The sequence below is a fragment of the Myxococcus sp. CA051A genome (genome assembly GCF_013336705.1).
GTDB classification, from domain to species: Bacteria; Myxococcota; Myxococcia; order Myxococcales; family Myxococcaceae; genus Myxococcus; species Myxococcus llanfairpwllgwyngyllgogerychwyrndrobwllllantysiliogogogochensis.
This window is the reverse complement of record NZ_JABUMS010000001.1, coordinates 19,586-36,314: the sequence shown is the minus strand read 5'-3', so window position 1 is coordinate 36,314 and position 16,729 is coordinate 19,586. Positions and strand designations below refer to the sequence as shown.

The 16,729-nt window shown below is 69.4% G+C and carries 15 protein-coding genes; 13 read left to right on the top strand and 2 right to left on the bottom strand.

Features of this window, described 5'->3' with window-relative positions:
* The first annotated feature begins 10 nt into the window (after window positions 1-10).
* The 9 genes from HUA74_RS00140 (at window position 11) to HUA74_RS00105 (ending at window position 10,873) form a co-directional block, all read left to right on the top strand.
* The gene (locus HUA74_RS00140) at window positions 11-922 is read left to right on the top strand and encodes a LysR family transcriptional regulator (RefSeq protein WP_371745498.1); all 912 of its coding nucleotides are present in this window, start codon (window positions 11-13) and stop codon (window positions 920-922) included.
* Window positions 923-1,140: 218 nt separating this feature from the next.
* On the top strand, window positions 1,141-1,341 hold the full coding sequence (locus tag HUA74_RS00135; protein ID WP_174452950.1) for a hypothetical protein: 201 nt from the start codon (window positions 1,141-1,143) through the stop codon (window positions 1,339-1,341).
* Window positions 1,331-2,707 carry a hypothetical protein gene (locus tag HUA74_RS45295; protein ID WP_254624853.1) on the top strand — a complete coding sequence of 459 codons (1,377 nt, stop codon included), beginning with the start codon at window positions 1,331-1,333 and terminating at the stop codon, window positions 2,705-2,707. Before HUA74_RS00135 ends, HUA74_RS45295 begins: the two co-directional genes overlap by 11 nt.
* Before the next feature lie 215 nt (window positions 2,708-2,922).
* The gene (locus HUA74_RS45290) at window positions 2,923-4,245 is read left to right on the top strand and encodes a PAS domain-containing sensor histidine kinase (protein ID WP_371817195.1); all 1,323 of its coding nucleotides are present in this window, start codon (window positions 2,923-2,925) and stop codon (window positions 4,243-4,245) included.
* Window positions 4,242-5,609: a sigma-54 dependent transcriptional regulator gene (locus HUA74_RS00125; RefSeq protein ID WP_174452949.1), complete on the top strand. Its 1,368-nt coding sequence runs from the start codon at window positions 4,242-4,244 to the stop codon at window positions 5,607-5,609. Before HUA74_RS45290 ends, HUA74_RS00125 begins: the two co-directional genes overlap by 4 nt.
* A gap of 200 nt (window positions 5,610-5,809) precedes the next feature.
* On the top strand, window positions 5,810-6,919 hold the full coding sequence (locus HUA74_RS00120; protein ID WP_174452948.1) for a hypothetical protein: 1,110 nt from the start codon (window positions 5,810-5,812) through the stop codon (window positions 6,917-6,919).
* Window positions 6,920-6,948: 29 nt separating this feature from the next.
* A complete protein-coding gene (gene acs / locus HUA74_RS00115; protein WP_174452947.1) occupies window positions 6,949-8,913 on the top strand; it encodes an acetate--CoA ligase in 1,965 nt (654 codons plus the stop codon).
* A gap of 39 nt (window positions 8,914-8,952) precedes the next feature.
* Window positions 8,953-9,231 (top strand): DUF485 domain-containing protein, encoded by a 279-nt coding sequence (locus tag HUA74_RS00110; RefSeq protein WP_141640705.1) that lies wholly within the window; start codon window positions 8,953-8,955, stop codon window positions 9,229-9,231.
* 13 nt (window positions 9,232-9,244) lie between these two features.
* A complete protein-coding gene (locus HUA74_RS00105; RefSeq protein WP_174452946.1) occupies window positions 9,245-10,873 on the top strand; it encodes a sodium/solute symporter in 1,629 nt (542 codons plus the stop codon).
* Between the two features lie 91 nt (window positions 10,874-10,964).
* Here the strand turns inward: HUA74_RS00105 and HUA74_RS00100 are convergent, their stop codons facing one another.
* A complete protein-coding gene (locus HUA74_RS00100; RefSeq protein ID WP_371745499.1) occupies window positions 10,965-11,552 on the bottom strand; it encodes an RNA polymerase sigma factor in 588 nt (195 codons plus the stop codon).
* A gap of 58 nt (window positions 11,553-11,610) precedes the next feature.
* Here HUA74_RS00100 and HUA74_RS00095 point away from each other — a divergent pair, with 58 nt between their 5' ends.
* From HUA74_RS00095 to HUA74_RS00080, 4 genes are all read left to right on the top strand, one after another.
* Complete coding sequence (locus tag HUA74_RS00095) at window positions 11,611-12,168, top strand: YeeE/YedE family protein (RefSeq protein WP_371817173.1); 558 nt, start codon at window positions 11,611-11,613, stop codon at window positions 12,166-12,168.
* The gene (locus tag HUA74_RS00090) at window positions 12,165-12,584 is read left to right on the top strand and encodes a DUF6691 family protein (RefSeq protein WP_371745501.1); all 420 of its coding nucleotides are present in this window, start codon (window positions 12,165-12,167) and stop codon (window positions 12,582-12,584) included. The genes HUA74_RS00095 and HUA74_RS00090 overlap by 4 nt, the downstream gene beginning before the upstream one ends.
* Before the next feature lie 185 nt (window positions 12,585-12,769).
* Window positions 12,770-14,353, top strand: coding sequence for a class I SAM-dependent DNA methyltransferase (locus tag HUA74_RS00085; RefSeq protein WP_174452943.1), 1,584 nt, complete (start codon window positions 12,770-12,772; stop codon window positions 14,351-14,353).
* 116 nt (window positions 14,354-14,469) lie between these two features.
* Window positions 14,470-15,060: a superoxide dismutase family protein gene (locus HUA74_RS00080; protein ID WP_174452942.1), complete on the top strand. Its 591-nt coding sequence runs from the start codon at window positions 14,470-14,472 to the stop codon at window positions 15,058-15,060.
* A 58-nt stretch (window positions 15,061-15,118) separates the two neighbouring features.
* Here the strand turns inward: HUA74_RS00080 and HUA74_RS00075 are convergent, their stop codons facing one another.
* The gene (locus HUA74_RS00075; protein ID WP_141640711.1) at window positions 15,119-16,708 is read right to left on the bottom strand and encodes a serine hydrolase; all 1,590 of its coding nucleotides are present in this window, start codon (window positions 16,706-16,708) and stop codon (window positions 15,119-15,121) included.
* Between the last annotated feature and the right edge of the window lie 21 nt (window positions 16,709-16,729).

The window sequence follows — 16,729 nt, the reverse complement described above, 5'->3', positions numbered from 1 at the left end:
AAAAATAGACGTGGACCTCAACGACGTCGCGCTGCTCGTGCGCGTGGTGCAACGGCGGAGCTTCTCCGCCGCTGCTCGTGAGCGCGGGGTTCCCGTCTCGACGGTGAGCCGCCGCATCGCCCGGCTCGAGTCGGCGCTCGGCCTGCGGCTCCTGGAGCGCACGACGAGGACGCTGCGCCTGACGGACGCGGGGCGTAAGTACTTCGACCATGCCGAACGCGCGATGGACGACCTCGCGCAAGGCACCGGGCAGGTTCGCGAGCTCCAGGATGAACCTCGCGGCCGCGTTCGCATCGCCGCGCCGAGCGCCTTCGGCCCCGCCGTCGCCAACGTGGTCTACCTGTACCTCGCCAGGCACCCGGGGGTGTCGATCGACCTGGAGATCGACGGACGTCGCCCCGACCCCGACAGCGGCTTCGACATCGCGATCGCGACGGAAAAATTGAAAGACACCGACGACTTCGTTGCGCGCGAGGTCCGCCCGATGACCAGGAAGTTGCTGTTCGCGAGCCCGCATTACCTGAAGGCGCACGGCACGCCTCGCGGAGTCGAGGAGCTCGCCTCTCACGACTGCATCACGACGCGCGCCACGGACGGCCACGCAACGTGGACGCTCGCCCAAGGTCGCACGAAGCGACGTTTCACCTTCGCGCCGCGCCTCTACGTGAGCGAGTTCTCCGCTGCCTATCGCGCGGTGCTCGCGGGTGTCGGCATCGCGATGCTCCCCGAGTCGCTGTGCGCCCAGGATGTGAACAAGAGGCACATGGCTCGAGTCCTAGAAGACTGGGAAGGGGAGGCTGCCGGTGTCTATCTGCTCTACCGCGCCCATCGGTCGCTGACGGCGGCGGTACGGACCTGCATCGACCATCTGCTCGCGGAGCTTCCCACCATTCATCTGGTCCGCAGCGCTCGGGAGAACTGACCGGGAGTGGCTCGTGGAAACCGTCTCCCCGTCGCTGCGTGCAGCTCTTCGCGCCCCCTGAAGCTCGCGCGGACGAGGTGGTCGAGGCCGCGGATCGGCTCGGGTGGCTTCACCCACGCGACGGTTTCAACCGCGGCCATCTACAGTTCCCCCCGGCATGGGGACAGCACTTCACCGCATTGTCACCCAGCCGTCGCCCCGCTGCTATCCTCACCACCATGAAGCGCCCCCCGGAGCAGGACGCGCCCGCGATGCCGTCGCTGCTCGTCTTCACCATCGCTGTGCTGCTCTTTGGCTCGCCGCTGCGGCGTCTGTGGTTGGCGGAGGACGCACCCGGGTACATGCCCTTCATCGTGTGGCTGGGCGTCATCGCCCTCGGAGCCTGGGCCGCCTACCGGAGCGGTGGCCATGACGCTTGAGCTGGGCTCGCTCGTCGCCGCATCCGTTGCCTATCTGCTGGTGCTGTTCCTCGTCGCCTACGCGGCCGAGCGTGGCCTCATCTCCTCGCGCATCACCCAGCACCCGCTCGTCTACGCGCTCGCGCTCGGCGTCTACGCGACGTCGTGGTCCTACTTCGGCAGCGTGGGCTACGCGGCCCGACACGGTTTCCGCTACCTGGGCATCTACCTGGGCGTCACGCTGGCTTGCCTGCTCGTGCCCGTGCTGTGGCGCCCGCTTCTGCGCCTCACGCGTGAACTCCAGCTCACCTCGCTGGCGGACCTGCTCGCCTTCCGCTACCCGGGCCAGAGCACCGGCACCGCGGTGACGCTCTTCATGCTGGCCGGCAGCCTCCCCTACCTCGCGCTCCAGGTGCGCGCTGTCGTTGAGTCCGCGAAGGTGCTGAGTCCCTCGGCCTCGCCCACGCTCGTCGGCATGGGCTTCTGCGCGGTGCTCATCGTCTTCTCCGTCCTCTTCGGCGCGCGACACCTCACCCCGCGCGAGCGACACGAAGGACTGATGCTGGCCATCGCCTTCGAGTCCGCCGTGAAGGTGGTGGCCCTCGTGGCAGTGGGTGCCTGGGCCGTGTCGTCCGTCTTCGGCGGCGTGGACGGACTGTGGAAGTGGCTGGAGGCAAACCCGGAGGCGGTGGAGCAACTGCGCCGTCCCGCCCGTGAAGCGTCCTGGGCTCCGCTGTTGGTGCTCTCCTGCGCGGCCGCCTTCCTCACTCCGCGCAGCTACCACGTCGCCTTCACCGAGGCCCCCGAGCGCGACGCCCTGTCCACCGCGACGTGGGCCTTCCCACTCGTCTTGCTGGTGATGAACCTGGCGGTGCCCGTGGTGCTCGCGGTGCCACGGGGCTGGCGCTGGTGGCCTTCCTGGGCGGCGTGTCCGCGTCCAGCGCCATGGTCATCGTCACCACGCTGGCCCTCGCCCCCATGTGCCTCACGCACCTGGTGCTGCCCCTGGGGTACGCGCGCGGACAACCCCACCTGTACGGCTGGCTCCTGTGGGCACGCCGCCTGCTCATCGCGCTCATCATCCTCGCGGGCTACGGCTTCTACCGGCTGCTGGACACTCGCGGCCTCGGGCTCGTGGACCTGGGGCTCGTATCCTTCGTGGCCGTGGCGCAGTTCGCCCCGGGAGTGCTCGGCCTGCTCTTCTGGAAGCGGGCCACTCGCGCGGGCCTGCTCACGGGCCTGGGCGCTGGGGCCACGATGTGGCTGCTCACGCTGGTGGTGCCGCTGTGGGCCTCGCCAGGCGTGGTCGCATGGACCCACCGCGTGGCGGTGCTGCTGGGCTTCCCTGGCGACGAACCCTGGGGCTTCTCCACCTTCGCTTCACTGACCCTCAACACGCTGGCCTTCGTCGCCGTGTCGCTGGCCACGCGACAGTCCGAATCGGAAGCCGAGGCCGCGCGAGCGTGTACGCGTGAAGCCCCGGGACTCGTCTCCGGCGGAGTGGAGGCAGGTTCGCCCCGGGAGTTCCGCGAGCGACTCGCGCCCCTGCTCGGCGCCGAGGCCGCATCAGCCGAGGTCGACCGCGCGCTGGCCGGCCTGGGAATGTCCCCCGACGAGCGTCGCCCCGCGGAGCTTCGCCGCCTGCGCGACGGCGTGGAGCGAAACCTGTCCGGACTCCTCGGCCCTGTGCTGGCGCGGCTGACGGTGGAGGAAGCGCTCCGACTGGGTCCCGGCACACGCGCGGCCCTGGCCGAGCAACTTCGCTTCGTGGAGGAACGCCTGCGCGATGCCCGGGGCATGCAGGGCCCGGTACACGCGGTGGAGGCCGTACGGCGCTATCTGCGGCGCATCCTGGAAGACCTGCCGCTCGGCGTGTGCGCGGTGGGCCCGGATGGAGAAGTGGTCATCTGGAACGCGGCGCTGGAGCGACTGTCTGGCGTGGAGGAGCACGCGGCGCGCGGTCATCCCCTGGCCGCCCTGCCCTCTCCCTGGGGTCCGCTGTTGTCCGGCTTCGCGACCGGCGCCGAAGCGGACACCGAGACGCGCGTCACGGTGGGCGACGGTGAGCGAACGCTGCGCCTCCACCGCTCACGGCTCACGCCCGACGAGGAAGGTGGCAGCGCCTCGGAGGGAATGGCGCTGCTCGTGGAGGACCTCACGGCCCGCAAGGCCGTGGATGCTCGACTGGCGCACCAGGACCGGTTGGCCTCACTGGGGCGCGTGGCGGCGGGCGTGGCGCACGAGATTGGCAATCCACTGACGGCCATCGCCAGCCTGACGCAGAACCTCAAGTACGAGCTGGATGACGCGGACGCGGTGAAGGAACGCACCCTCCTCATCCTCCAGCAGTGCCGCCGCATCGACGCGATTGTGCGCGCGCTGGTGGGCTTCAGCCACGCGGGTACGGTGGGCGGGGAGGCTCGCCCGTTCGCGCGCGTGGAGGTCGGCCCCTTGCTGACCGAGGCCGTGCAGCTCGCTCGACTGGCGCGCGCGTCGACGAAGTCTCGCGGCGTGCGCTTCGAGCACCACAGCCCCGAGGGACTCGTCGTCCAAGGCGACTCGCAGCGCCTGGAGCAGGTGCTCGTGAACCTCCTGACCAACGCCGTGGACGCGTCCCCTGAAGGCGCGAGCGTGGAGCTGGAAGCGGAGTCCGCGAACGGGCGCATCCATCTGCGCGTGCTGGACCGGGGGCACGGCATCCCCTCGGAGCTCTCTCAGCGGGTCTTCGAGCCGTTCTTCACCACGAAGCAGCCAGGCGAGGGCACGGGCCTTGGGCTCGCGCTGGTGGCGGGCATCGTCCGGGAGCACGGCGGCACCATTCAGGTGGACAGTCGGACGGGTGGAGGGACTACCGTGACGGTGAGCCTGCCCGACGCGCGCGGCGTGGAGTCGAGCTCGCGTCCAGGTCCGGGAGCCACCGCATGAGTCGCATCCTGGTCATCGAGGACGAGCCCATCATCCGCACGGAGCTGCGGCGGTTGCTCGTGCGCGCGGGACACGACGTGTCGGAAGCGGGCGCGGTGCAGGAAGCCGCGAGCGACTACGCGCTCGACTCATTCGACCTGGTGCTGTCGGACCTGCGCTTGCCGGGCGCGCCGGGCACGGACGTCATCGCTCGATGCCCGGGCGTCCCCGTGCTCATCATGACGAGCTACGCCACGGTGAAGTCCGCCGTGGACGCGATGAAGCTGGGCGCCGTGGACTACATCGCCAAGCCCTTCGACCACGACGAGCTGCTGCTCCAGGTCGAGCGCGTGCTGCGCGAGGGGAAGCTCACCCGACAGAACGCCGCGCTCAAGCGCGAGGTGGAGCAGGCCTATCCCGTGAGCGGAATGGTGGGGAGCAGCCCCGCGATGCGCGACGTGTTCGAGCGCATCCGCAAGGTCGCGCCCTCCCCCGCCACCGTGCTGGTGCTCGGCGAGTCCGGCACGGGCAAGGAGCTGGTGGCCCGCGCTCTCCATGCGCAGAGCCCTCGCGCGGACGGCCCGCTGGTGTCGGTGAACTGCGCGGCGATTCCAGAGGGCCTGCTGGAGAGCGAGCTGTTCGGCCACGAGAAGGGCGCCTTCACCGGCGCGCTCACCGCGCACGCGGGGCTCGTGGAAGCCTCGCACGGCGGCACCCTCTTCCTGGACGAAGTGGGCGAACTGCCCGCGGCCGCGCAGGCCCGCCTCCTGCGCATGCTCCAGGACGGCGAGGTGCGGCGCGTGGGCTCCACGCGGCCTCGCAAGGTGGACGTGCGCATCGTCGCCGCCACGCACCGGGACTTGCCGCGTCGCGTGCAAGAGGGCGTCTTCCGGCAGGACCTCTACTTCCGGCTGCGCGTGGTGGAGATCCGCACTCCGCCCCTGCGCGAGCGCGGCGAGGACCTGCCCGTGCTGGCGAAGTACCTGCTGGAGAAGGCCTGCCGGAAGCTCGGCCGCGCTCCCGCCACGCTGTCACCGGAAGCCCTGCTGGCGCTGACCGTCCATCCCTGGCCCGGCAACGTGCGCGAGCTGGAGAACGCCCTGGAGCGCGCGGTCATCCTCGCGGACAGCCCCGTCATCACCCCCGACCTGCTCGCGCTGGAGCTCCCCGGCGGCGAGCCGCGTCCCCACACCACCGACGCACCCGCGCCCGTCGAGCCAGAAGCCGAGGAGGCGGGCGGCTCCATGGAGGAGTACTTCCGACGCTTCGTGCTCGAGCACCAGGAGCACATGGGCGAGACGGAGCTGGCGAAGCGGTTGGGCATCAGCCGCAAGGCGCTGTGGGAAAAGCGCCAGAAACTCGGCCTCCCGCGCACTCGCGCCTGACGCACCGCCCTCAGGGCAGGCGCGTTGTCACCGGCCAACGTCTTCCGTCGCGCGCGCTTCGTTACGACGCATTGCACGAATCGTTACCGAGGTAACGCCCACGTCACCTTCCGTAACATCCTGACGCGGCGAGCCAACCTGCAAGGTCTTGAATCTTCGCGTGGCGGCAATTGGCCGGAGTGTTGCTCTGGGCGACGGGCATGCCCCTCCCCCCCACGCGTCCGTTGCCGCTGCTGCTGACGCTCGCGGTCGCCCTGCTGCCCCTGGGCTCCGCGGTCGCCGGGAAGATCACCATCAACGACGAGGCGAACCTCAACATCAACCTGTTGCTGCAGCCCCAGGCCCAGTTCATCAAGGACGGGGCGCCCGTCGGGCACGTGGGCACCGACTTCTTCCTGCGCCGCGTGCGGCTGCTCGTCTTCGGCAACGTCACGAAGCGGCTGTCGTTCTTCATGGAGACGGACCAGCCCAACTTCGGCAAGGACGGCAACTACAACGTCGACTTCTTCGTCCAGGATGCCTTCGCCTCCTACGAGTTCGTCGACAAGCTCTGGGTGGACGTGGGGTTCCTCATCGCCCCGCTGTCGCGCCACAACCTCCAGGGCGCCATCGCGCTCAACACCGTCGACTTCCACTCCAACCTCATCCGCTTCACGCCGGGCGTCGGAAAAATCTGGCGCGACATGGGCGTGCAGCTGCGCGGCTTCGTGGGTCCGCTCGGCTTCCGAGCCGCCATCCTCAACGGCGCGGAGGGCACCGTCCGGGAGGACGCGCCCGCCATCAACCCGGATGACATCCCCCGAGGCGTGGCGATGGTGCGGTGGAACTTCCTCACCCGCGAGGAGGACCTCTTCTTCCAGGGCATCTACTTCACCGAGAAGCCCCACCTCTCCGTGGGCGCGGGCGCGGACTATCAGCCCTCCGCCGTCGCGACGGCCAGCGGCGTGCACGACTCGGTGGCCTTCTCTGCGGACGTGTTCCTGGACTGGCCCATGGGCAATGACCAGGAGCTCGTATTCCAGACGGGCGTGTACACCTACCGCCAGGGGATGGACAGCCCGCAGAGCGGCACGGGCTTCCTGTCCGAGCTCGGCTATCGCATCGGCCACGTGGAGCCGCTGGTGTCCGTCGAGTACTTCAACTCGCGCGTCGTGGCGCAGGACGCATTCGTCCTGAGGCCCGGCTTCAACCTCTGGTTCCAGAAGCACACCTTCAACCTGAAGACGGAGGTCGCCATCTCCCGCCTGGGCGACATCTCCGAGGCGGACACCGGCATCACAGGCACCGCGCAGCTCCAGTTCTTCTACTGACGCCCCTGCTCTCCCCGAGGTCACCTCCGATGACTGCCGCGAAGGATTCGTTCGTCTCGCCCAAGGAGCACTTCTCCCGTCACGCCCACGTGAAGACGCTGGAGGACTACCGCGACCTCTATCAAAAGAGCCTGAATGAGCCCGACGCCTTCTGGGGTGAGCAGGCCCAGCGGCTCACCTGGTTCCATCCCCCGGAGGCCATCCGCGAGGTGGACGCGGAGCAGGTGGACTTCTCCTGGTTCAGCGGCGGCAAGCTCAATGCCGCCTACAACTGCGTGGACCGCCACGCGAGGGAGCGCCCCGGCAAGGCCGCCATCATCTGGGCGAAAAACGAGCCGGGCGAATACCAGACCATCACCTTCCGGGAGCTCCAGCACCACGTCGGCCGCGTGGCCAACGTGCTCAAGGCCCACGGCGTCCGCAAGGGCGACCGCGTCTGCATCTACCTGCCGATGATTCCGGAGCTGGCGTACACCATGCTCGCGTGCGCGCGGCTCGGCGCGGTGCACTCGGTGGTGTTCGCGGGCTTCTCCTCGGAGTCGCTGCGCGAGCGCATCCTCGACTGCGGCGCCAGGGTGCTCGTCACCGCGAACGAGGGTCCACGCGGGCCCAAGGCCGTTCCCACCAAGGCCATCGCGGACGAAGCGGTCGAGGGCCTCACCCAGGTGACGTCCGTGCTCGTGGTGCGGCGCACGTCGCGCGAAGTGCCCATGTCCGAGGAGCGCGACTTCTGGCTGGACGTGGAGATGGCGCGCCACCGCGGCGTCTGTCCCGCCGAGTGGATGGACGCGGAGGACCCGCTCTTCATCCTCTACACCTCCGGCTCCACCGGGAAGCCCAAGGGCGTGCTGCACACCACGGGCGGCTATCTCGTGTATGCGGCGACCACGCACCACTACGTCTTCGATGCGCGGCCGGACGACGTGCATTTCTGTACGGCGGACCTGGGCTGGGTGACGGGCCACAGCTACCTGCTCTACGGCCCGCTCATCAACGGCACCACCACCGTCCTGTTCGAGTCCACGCCGACGTACCCCGACGCGGGCCGGCTGTGGCAGGTGGTGGACGACGTGAAGGCCACCGTCATCTACACCGCGCCCACCGCGTTGCGCGCGCTCATCCGGGAGGGCGACGCGTGGGTGAAGAAGTCCTCGCGCAAGTCGCTGCGCCTGTTGGGCAGCGTGGGCGAGCCCATCAACCCGGAGGTCTGGCGCTGGTACCATGACGTGGTGGGCGAGGGACGCAACCCCATCATCGACACGTGGTGGCAGACGGAGACGGGCGGCATCCTCATCTCCCCGCTGCCGGGCGCGACGCCGTGCAAGCCGGGCTCCGCCACCCTGCCCTTCTTCGGCGTGGAGCCGGTGCTGCTCGACGACGAGGGCCGAGTCATCGAGGGCAACGGCGTCAGCGGCAACCTGTGTCTGGCGCGCTCCTGGCCCGGACAGGCGCGCACGCTGTACGGCCACCACCAGCGCTTCGTGGAGACGTACTACTCGCGCTTCCCCAACCTGTACTTCACCGGCGATGGCTGCCGCCGCGACGAGGACGGCTACTACTGGATTACGGGCCGCGTGGATGACGTCCTCAACGTCTCCGGTCACCGCCTGGGCACCGCGGAGGTGGAGAGCGCGCTCGTCGCGCATGAAGCCGTGGCCGAGGCCGCCGTGGTGGGTTTCCCTCATGACATCAAGGGCACGGGCGTGTGCGCCTTCGTCACGGTGAAGCCGGACTGGCTGGAGACGTCCACGGAGCAGATGGTGGGCGCGCTCAAGGAGCAGGTGCGCCACGTCATCGGCCCCATCGCCACGCCGGACCGTGTGGTCGTGGTCAATGGCCTGCCCAAGACGCGCTCCGGCAAGATTCTGCGCCGCATGCTGCGCAAGATTGCGTCCGGCGAGACGGAGAACCTGGGTGACGCCAGCACCCTGGCCGACCCCGCCGTGCTGGATGAACTGCTCACCAAGGGCGCGCCCGTGCGGGCGAAGCCCTGATTCCCCCTCGGTCTTCCGACGTCACACTGGAGGCAAGAAATGTCCTCGAAATCCCAAGAAGACGCCCTGGAAGCACTCGCCGCGTCGCGCTGGCGGGTGGCCGCCGTCCTGACGGTGGCCACGTTGGTGGCGTACTTCGGCTTCATCCTGCTGGTGGCCTTCAACAAGCCGCTGATGGGCCATCAGATAGCCCCCGGCCTGTCGGTGGGAATCCTCCTGGGCGCTGTCGTCATCGTCACCGCCTGGGCGCTGACGGGCATCTACATGATCTGGGCGAACGGCAAGTACGACCGAGCCCTGAGCCAACTGCGTCGCTGAGAGCGAGCCTCGAATGAACCCCACATCGACACCGGGCACGCAGCTGGGCCAGCCCAACAGCACGGCCATCTTCTTCTTCCTCCTCTTCGTCGGTGTCACCCTGGGAATCACGTACTGGGCGGCGCGCAAGACGAAGACGACCTCGGAGTTCTTCGCGGCCGGCGGCGGGGTGAGCGCCCTGCAGAACGGCTTCGCCCTCGCGGGCGACTACATGAGCGCCGCCAGCTTCCTGGGCATCGCCGGCCTCGTCGCCATGTCCGGCTTCGACGGGCTCATCTACTCGGTGGGCTGGCTGGTGGGCTGGCCGGTGGTGACGTTCCTCATCGCCGAGCCGCTGCGCAACCTGGGCAAGTACACCTTCGCGGACGTGGTGGCGTACCGCCTCAAGCAGACGCCGGTGCGACTGGCCGCCGCGCTGGGCACGCTCACCGTGGTGAGCTTCTATCTGATTGCGCAGATGGTGGGCGCCGGCAACCTCATCCACCTGCTCTTCGGCCTGTCCTACGAGGTCGCCGTCGTCATCGTCGGCGCGGTGATGATTCTCTACGTGCTGTTCGGCGGAATGATTGCCACCACGTGGGTGCAAATCGTGAAGGCCGTGCTGCTGCTCGCGGGCGCGTCCGCGCTGGCCGGAGCGGTGCTGTACAAGTTCGGCTTCAACCCGCTGGCGCTCTTCAACGAGGCGGCCACGCAGTACGGCGCGCAGACGCTGGCGCCGGGCGCGCTGGTGAGCAACCCGCTGGAGACGATTTCACTGGGGCTGGCGCTGATGTTCGGCACGGCGGGCCTGCCGCACATCCTGATGCGCTTCTACACGGTGCCCAACGCGAAGGCGGCGCGCAGCAGCGTGTTCTACGCCACGGGCCTCATCGGCTACTTCTACCTGGTGACGTTCATCCTCGGCTTCGGTGCGTCGGTGCTGGTGGGCCGGCAGGCGATTACCAGCGTGGACAAGGGCGGCAACATGGCGGCGCCCATGCTGGCGGAAGTCGTCGGCGGCACGGGCTTTCTGGGCTTCATCTCCGCGGTGGCCTTCGCCACCATCCTCGCGGTGGTGGCCGGCCTGACGCTGTCCGGCGCGGCGGCGCTGTCCCATGACTTGTGGTCCAGCGTGGTGCGCAAGGGCGAGGCGCCCGAGCACGAACAACTCAAGGTGGCGCGGCTCGCCAGCCTCTTCCTCGGCGTGCTGGCCGTGGTGCTGGGCGTGGCCTTCAAGGGGCAGAACGTGGCCTTCATGGTGGGCCTGGCGTTCGCCATCGCCGCGAGCGCCAACTTCCCCGCACTGCTCCTGTCCATGGCGTGGAAGAAGTTCACCACGTATGGAGCGGTGGCCAGCATGCTGACGGGCTCGTTCAGCGCGGTGCTGCTCATCTTCCTGTCGCCCACCGTACAAGTGGACCTGCTGAAGAACACGAGCGCGCTGTTTCCGCTGAAGAACCCAGGCATCATCACCATGCCGTTGGCTTTCGTCGTGGGAGTCCTCGTGTCGCTGTTGTTCCCGGAGCGCGAGTCCAGCGAGCGCTTCGCGGAGGTGAAGCACCGGATGCACATGGGCGCGGTCCAGCCCCCCGTGCCCGTCGCGGCGAAGGTGGCCGCGGCGACCTCCAAGGCGACACCGCCCCCCACGCCCAGCAAGGCGTAACGCCACCGAGTAGCCCTCCTCCGTCATTGCTCCTGGGGAGGAGGGCGGGGGTGGGGCCTGGGCCTCCAAGGAGCCTGGGTCCCGCCCCTCTTCAGGAGTCCCCGTCCCCTCGCGCCAGTCGCTCCCGCAGCCGCATGCGCGCGCGGTGAAGCCGGCTCTTGTGGGCGCGCACGTCGATGCCCGTCAGCCGCGCGGCCTCCTCGGCCGACAGGCCCTCCACGTCCCGGAGGAGCAGCGCCTCACGGTCCGACGCGGACAGTGCCGCGAGCGCGTCCCGGAGCATCGCCCCCATCTTCCGCGCGTGGGCCACCTCGTCGGGAGCACGCTCCAGGGAGGGCACGGCCCTCACGGCCTCGGCGTCGAAGGGAAGTCGCTCCCCGCCCCGCGCCTCCCGCCGCCGCTCCCGCGAGCAGTGGGAGCGGGCCACCTGGTAGAGCCACGTGGACAGGCGCGCCTGCTCCCGGAACGCATGGAGGCCGCGAAAGGCGGTCATCAGCGTCTCTTGAAGCACGTCGCGGGCCTCCTCCTCGGAGCCGCACAGCCGCAGCCCGAAGCGGTACACCGGCGAGGCGTACCGGGCGAGCAGCGCCTCCAGCGCCTCACGGTCTCCCTCGCGCGCCGCCGCGACGAGCGTCGCGTCGCTCCGGATGCGCTTCGTTGCCCTGCTCGAAACAGCCACGCGCCTGCTCCCTCTTGTCCAGGGGTGATGAGCGGCCGGGCCCTCGCGCGCCGCGAGCGTGGCCCACCGCATCCGACACGAACAACACCGGGCCCTGAATCCTTTTTCCGCCCACGCGACTCTCACCGACAGGACGCGGCGTGTCACCCTCGCTCCTCGGACTTCTCTCTTCTCGTCAGGTGCACTCACCATGAATACGGTCCTCCTTCCCCTCCTGGGGGGCGTCCTCATCGGACTCAGCGCGGCCCTCCTCCTGCTCTTCAACGGCCGCATCGCGGGCATCAGCGGAATCACCGGAGGACTCCTGTCCGCCGCGCCGGCCGACCGGGGCTGGCGCGCGTCCTTCCTCGGCGGGCTCGCGGTGGGGGGCGTGCTGCTGGCGACCTTCCGCCCGGAGTCGCTCGGTCCCCCGGTCCTCACCAGCGTGGGCGCGACGCTCGTCGCCGGGCTCCTGGTGGGCTTCGGCACCCAGCTGGGCGGCGGTTGCACCAGCGGCCACGGCGTCTGTGGCCTCGCCCGAGGCTCCAAGCGCTCACTCGTGGCCACCCTGACGTTCATGGCGACGGGCGCCATCGCCGTCTTCATCTCCCGACATGTACTGGGAGGTGTTTCGTGAAGGCCGCGCTCATGGCGGGAGTGGCGGGGCTGCTCTTCGCGCTGGGGCTGGGGCTGGGCGGAATGACGGACCCGGCGAAGGTGGTGGGTTTCCTCGATGTGGCGGGAAGCTGGAATCCGAGCCTCGCCTTCGTCATGGCCGGTGCGCTGGGCACCTACGCGCTGCTCCGCCGGCTCATCCTCCGACGGGCGCGGCCCGTGCTCGCGGACCGCTTCCCTGCTCCGCCGCAAGCCGACGTGGACGGCCGCCTCGTCGCGGGCTCGGCGCTCTTTGGCATCGGGTGGGGCTTGTCAGGCTATTGCCCTGGCCCCGCCCTCGTGTCGCTCCCGGTGGGAGGCACGACGGTGCTGCTCTTCGTCGGGGCGATGCTGGTGGGAATGGGCGCGTTTCGCGGAATGTCGAGGCAACCTGGGTAGGCTGGCGACTTGCGCACAACCCGCCGCGAGGGCGGTGCGGGCTTGCGTCACGCATTGCGGGGCCGCGAATCTCAGACTTCCGGGCATGTGAATTGATTGGGACATCACATCGTGGGCTTTGAGTGCGTTTGCAAAGCTTTGGATGGATCACCCTCCGCGTCAGTGCTGGCTAGGATGAGTCCTCGATGCCACGCGCCGCGAACAGGATGCTGGACGTCGACGAAGAAAAGCTCGTCCACCAGTTCCCCGGGCTGGACCGCAAGGCGGTGGGGGCGTTCTTCACGCCCGCGCCCCTGGTGGAACGCACGCTATCGCTCGCGATGGCGCACCTGGGAGCTGGACCCCTCACGGTGGTGGACCCCGCCTGTGGGGCAGGAGCCTTCTTGTCGGCGGCCTCGAAGCTCTGGCCTGGAGCACGGCTGTGCGGGCTGGAGTTGGACCCCGCCGTGGCCAGACTCTGTCAGGCCCGGGTCCCGGAAGCCGACGTGCGCGAAGGCGACACGCTGCGAGGTGGGATGGAGCCCATGCTCGCGACGACGCCTCCGGAGCATCGCGAGCTGTGGGTGGGCAACCCGCCCTACAACGGCACCTCGCCCGTCCTGAAGGACCCGAGCGCCTACGCGAAGCTGCGCGCCCTGCTCCCGCTGGCGCTCCCACCGGGCACCAGCCTGCGGGACGACTTCGCCTTCTTCCTCCTGGTCGCCGCGCACCGGCTCTCCACGCGGCCCGGCGTGCTCGCCTTCATCACCCCGGCGAGCTTGCTGGACGCCTTCCTCTACGCGCCGCTGCGCCAGTCGCTGCTGCGCATGCTCACGCTGCGCGAGGTGGTGGACCTGGGCCCTGGCGCCTTCGCCGGCACGCAGGTGCGCACGTGCATCACCGTGTGGTCCTCGCTTCCGGGCCACGTGGACCCGCCGCGCTTCGAGCGCCGTGGCGAATGGCAGCACTTCACGCCGGAGGCGCCCGAGTGGCGCCTGGCACCTACCACGCCGGAGGCCAGCGCCTTGGATGCACGGTGGAGCGCGGAAGGCGAGGCCCTCACCACGTTGGTGCCGGTGAGCCTGCCCGGGGTGAAGACGCGCTTCGACGAGCTGCTGGTGGACGCGGACCCGGAGCGCCTGTTGGCGCGCATCCGCGCCTTCGCCGCGTCGCCCCTGGAGGAGTTGCCGGAGTTCGCGCGGGTGCATGGGCTGTCGGAGGAGCTGCTGCCGAAGCTGCGCGCGCTCAAGGTGGGCACGCCGCTGGAGGTGGACGCGAAGCACCTGCGGCCCTTCTACCGGTACGGAGGGGCCCGGCACCGGGGCACGCTGCCACCGGAGACTCGCGCGTTCTGCTACCTGGACCGGCGCCTGATTCCCCGGGGAGACCACCGGCTGCGCGGCCCGTATGACCCTCACGTGGGCGCGGTGAAGCTCCTCTTCAACGTGCGCGAGCTGCCCCTGTCCGCCGCGCTGCTGGAGGAAGAGGGCTGCGTCCATGACCACCGGCACGCGCGGTTCGCGCCCCTGTATGTCCCCAAGCGACTGAGGGACGAGGGGCTGCGCGTCACCCGCTCCTCCACGTCCGCGGAGGAGCTGGGTCCCCTGGTGCCCAACCTGTCGCCCAGGGGGCTGGAGTGGGCGGAGACGTTGGGCGGTCCCCTGCCCGCCTTCCAGGCCATCGTGCGCTTCCTCAATGGACCCGACGTGCAGCGCGTCTGGGCTCCAGCCTTCGGGGCGTCGCGCGTGGTGCCGGTGCCGTTGCTGGTGCCGCCTCCGGGCCAGGAGTGAGCCTGTGTGTGGCGGGGCGTCTGCCCGCCCGCACGGTTTCCCAGCGGGGTGCGGAAACAACCGCTAGTGTCCACCTTCGCCGAGCTGATTTCCCCTCTGAAGGAAGGACCTACTTCATGAAGATTCGCGCGCTGCTCACCGCCACCGTTCTCACCGCCGCTGCTCCCGTGCTGGCCCAGGCCCCCGCGGCCCCGCCGCCCGCCGCGCCCGCGCAGGAGACTCCCGCTCCCGCACCCGCGAAGAAGGTGATTCCGCCGGGTGAGACGGCGAAGGCGCCGGTGAAGGACGCGCAGGGCAAGGACGTGGGTGAGGTCACCTTCGAGCAAACCAAGCAGGGCGTGGTCATCAAGGGCACGCTGCATGACCTGCCTCCGGGTCAGCATGCCTTCCACATCCACGAGACGGGCAAGTGCGAGGCGCCGGACTTCAAGACGGCGGGCGGCCACTTCAACCCGACGAAGAAGGCGCACGGGATGATGTCGCCGAAGGGCAAGCACGTGGGCGACCTGCCCAACCTCCACGTGGGCCAGGACGGCAAGGTGCAGTTCGACACGTTCTCCCAGAACGGGCTCACCGTGAAGTCGCTGTTCGACAAGGACGGCTCCGCGGTCGTCGTCCACACCAAGGAAGACGACTACCAGACGGACCCGACCGGTGACGCCGGCGGCCGCATCGCGTGCGGCGTGGTGGAGAAGCAGCAGCCGTAACGCGTCGTCCGCGAGGAGGCCCCGCCTGGCATCTCGGCCAGGCGGGCGGCTCCCGACCTCAGTGCACCGGCAGCGCGACGGCGCTCGGGGCCTCCTTCACGGGCGTGAAGAGCAGGTCCTGGAAGTCGAAGCTGAAGTCGGTGAGCGGCGAGACAGGCTGCATCCGCATCTCGCCCACCGTGCCATCCGGCTTCAGCGAGAAGGACACGAAGGCATCGGCGTTGAGCGAGCGGTCCTTCCAGCGCGCGACGAAGGTGTCGTATTGCCAGTGCTCCAGCTCGCCGACGAGGCCGGGCGTCCTGCTGAAGCGCAGCACCAGCTTCTGCGCCTCGCGCGTCAGCGTCACGTCGCCGTACCACGCGTCGCGGAACTTCCCGGCGTAGGCCTCGAGCGGCAGCGACGGCTTGCTCTCGGGCTTCCTGCCCTCCTTCAGGCTGGCGACCTGTCCCTCCGCCTTCGCCTTCTTCGCGTCGTCATCCGCCTTGAACGCGGCGACCCAGTCCGTCGCGGGCGCGCCCATGAACGCATCCAGCACCGTCCACACCGGGACCTCAATCGTGCCGCGCTCCTCCTGGTTCGTCAGCACGGCGATGCCCAGCCCCAGCTCCGGCACCAGCATCACCCGCGAGTAGTAGCCCGGCAGCGCGCCGCCGTGGCCCACCAGCTTGTAGCCCCGGTAGTCCCGCAGCGACCAACCCAGTCCATACGCGGCGAAGTTCGCGCGCAGCGCCGCCAGGGGCTTGGAGGGCTCGGTGACGGTCATCACCGTCTGCGCGGCCCACATCTCGCGGGACTGGCCCTCGCTGAACAGCCGCTTCTTGCCCTCGGTGCCGGGAATCACACCCCGGGCCAGCTGCGTCAGCATCCACTTCGACAAGTCGTTCACGCTGGAGTTGATGGCCGCCGCGGGCGCGTTGTTGTCGAAGCCCATGGCGGGGATGGTCTTGAGCACGCCATCCGCCTTCGCGTGCGGCGTCGCGACGTTGCTGCCCACGCGCAGCGCCTTCGACAGCGTGCTGCTGTCGCGCATGCCCACCGGCGTGAAGATGCGCTCGCGCACGAAGTCCCGCCAGTGCCGGCCGCTCACCTTCTCGATGACCTTGCCGGCCACGAGGTAGAGGATGTTGTCGTAGTTGTAGCGGCTGCGAAAACTCGTCGCCGGGCGGATGTGCCGCAGCTTGGAGACAATCTCGTCCTCCGTGAAGGTGGACTGCGGGAAGTACAGCAGGTCTCCCGCGCCGAGCCCCAGCCCGCTGCGGTGGACGAGCAAATCCCGCACCGTCAGCTCGCGGGTGACGTACGGGTCGAACATCTGGAACGACGGCAGGTGGTCGACGACGCGGTCGTCCCACTGGAGCTTGCCTTCGTCGACGAGCATCGCCAGCGCCGCCGCCGTGAAGGCCTTGCTGTTGGAGGCGATGCCGAACAGCGTGTCCGCCGTCACCGGCGCAGCGTCACCCAGCCTGCGCACGCCATAGCCCTTGGACAGCACCACCTTGCCGTCCTTCACCACGGCCAGGGCCACGCCCGGCACGTCGAAGGTCTTCATCGCCTTCTGAATCGTGGCGTCCAGGTCCGGGGGCAGCGACTGGGCGAACGTCGGGGACAGCGGAAGGAAGACGAGCAGGAGCGCGAGGACGTGACGCACGAGGACTCCGAGATGGGGTGC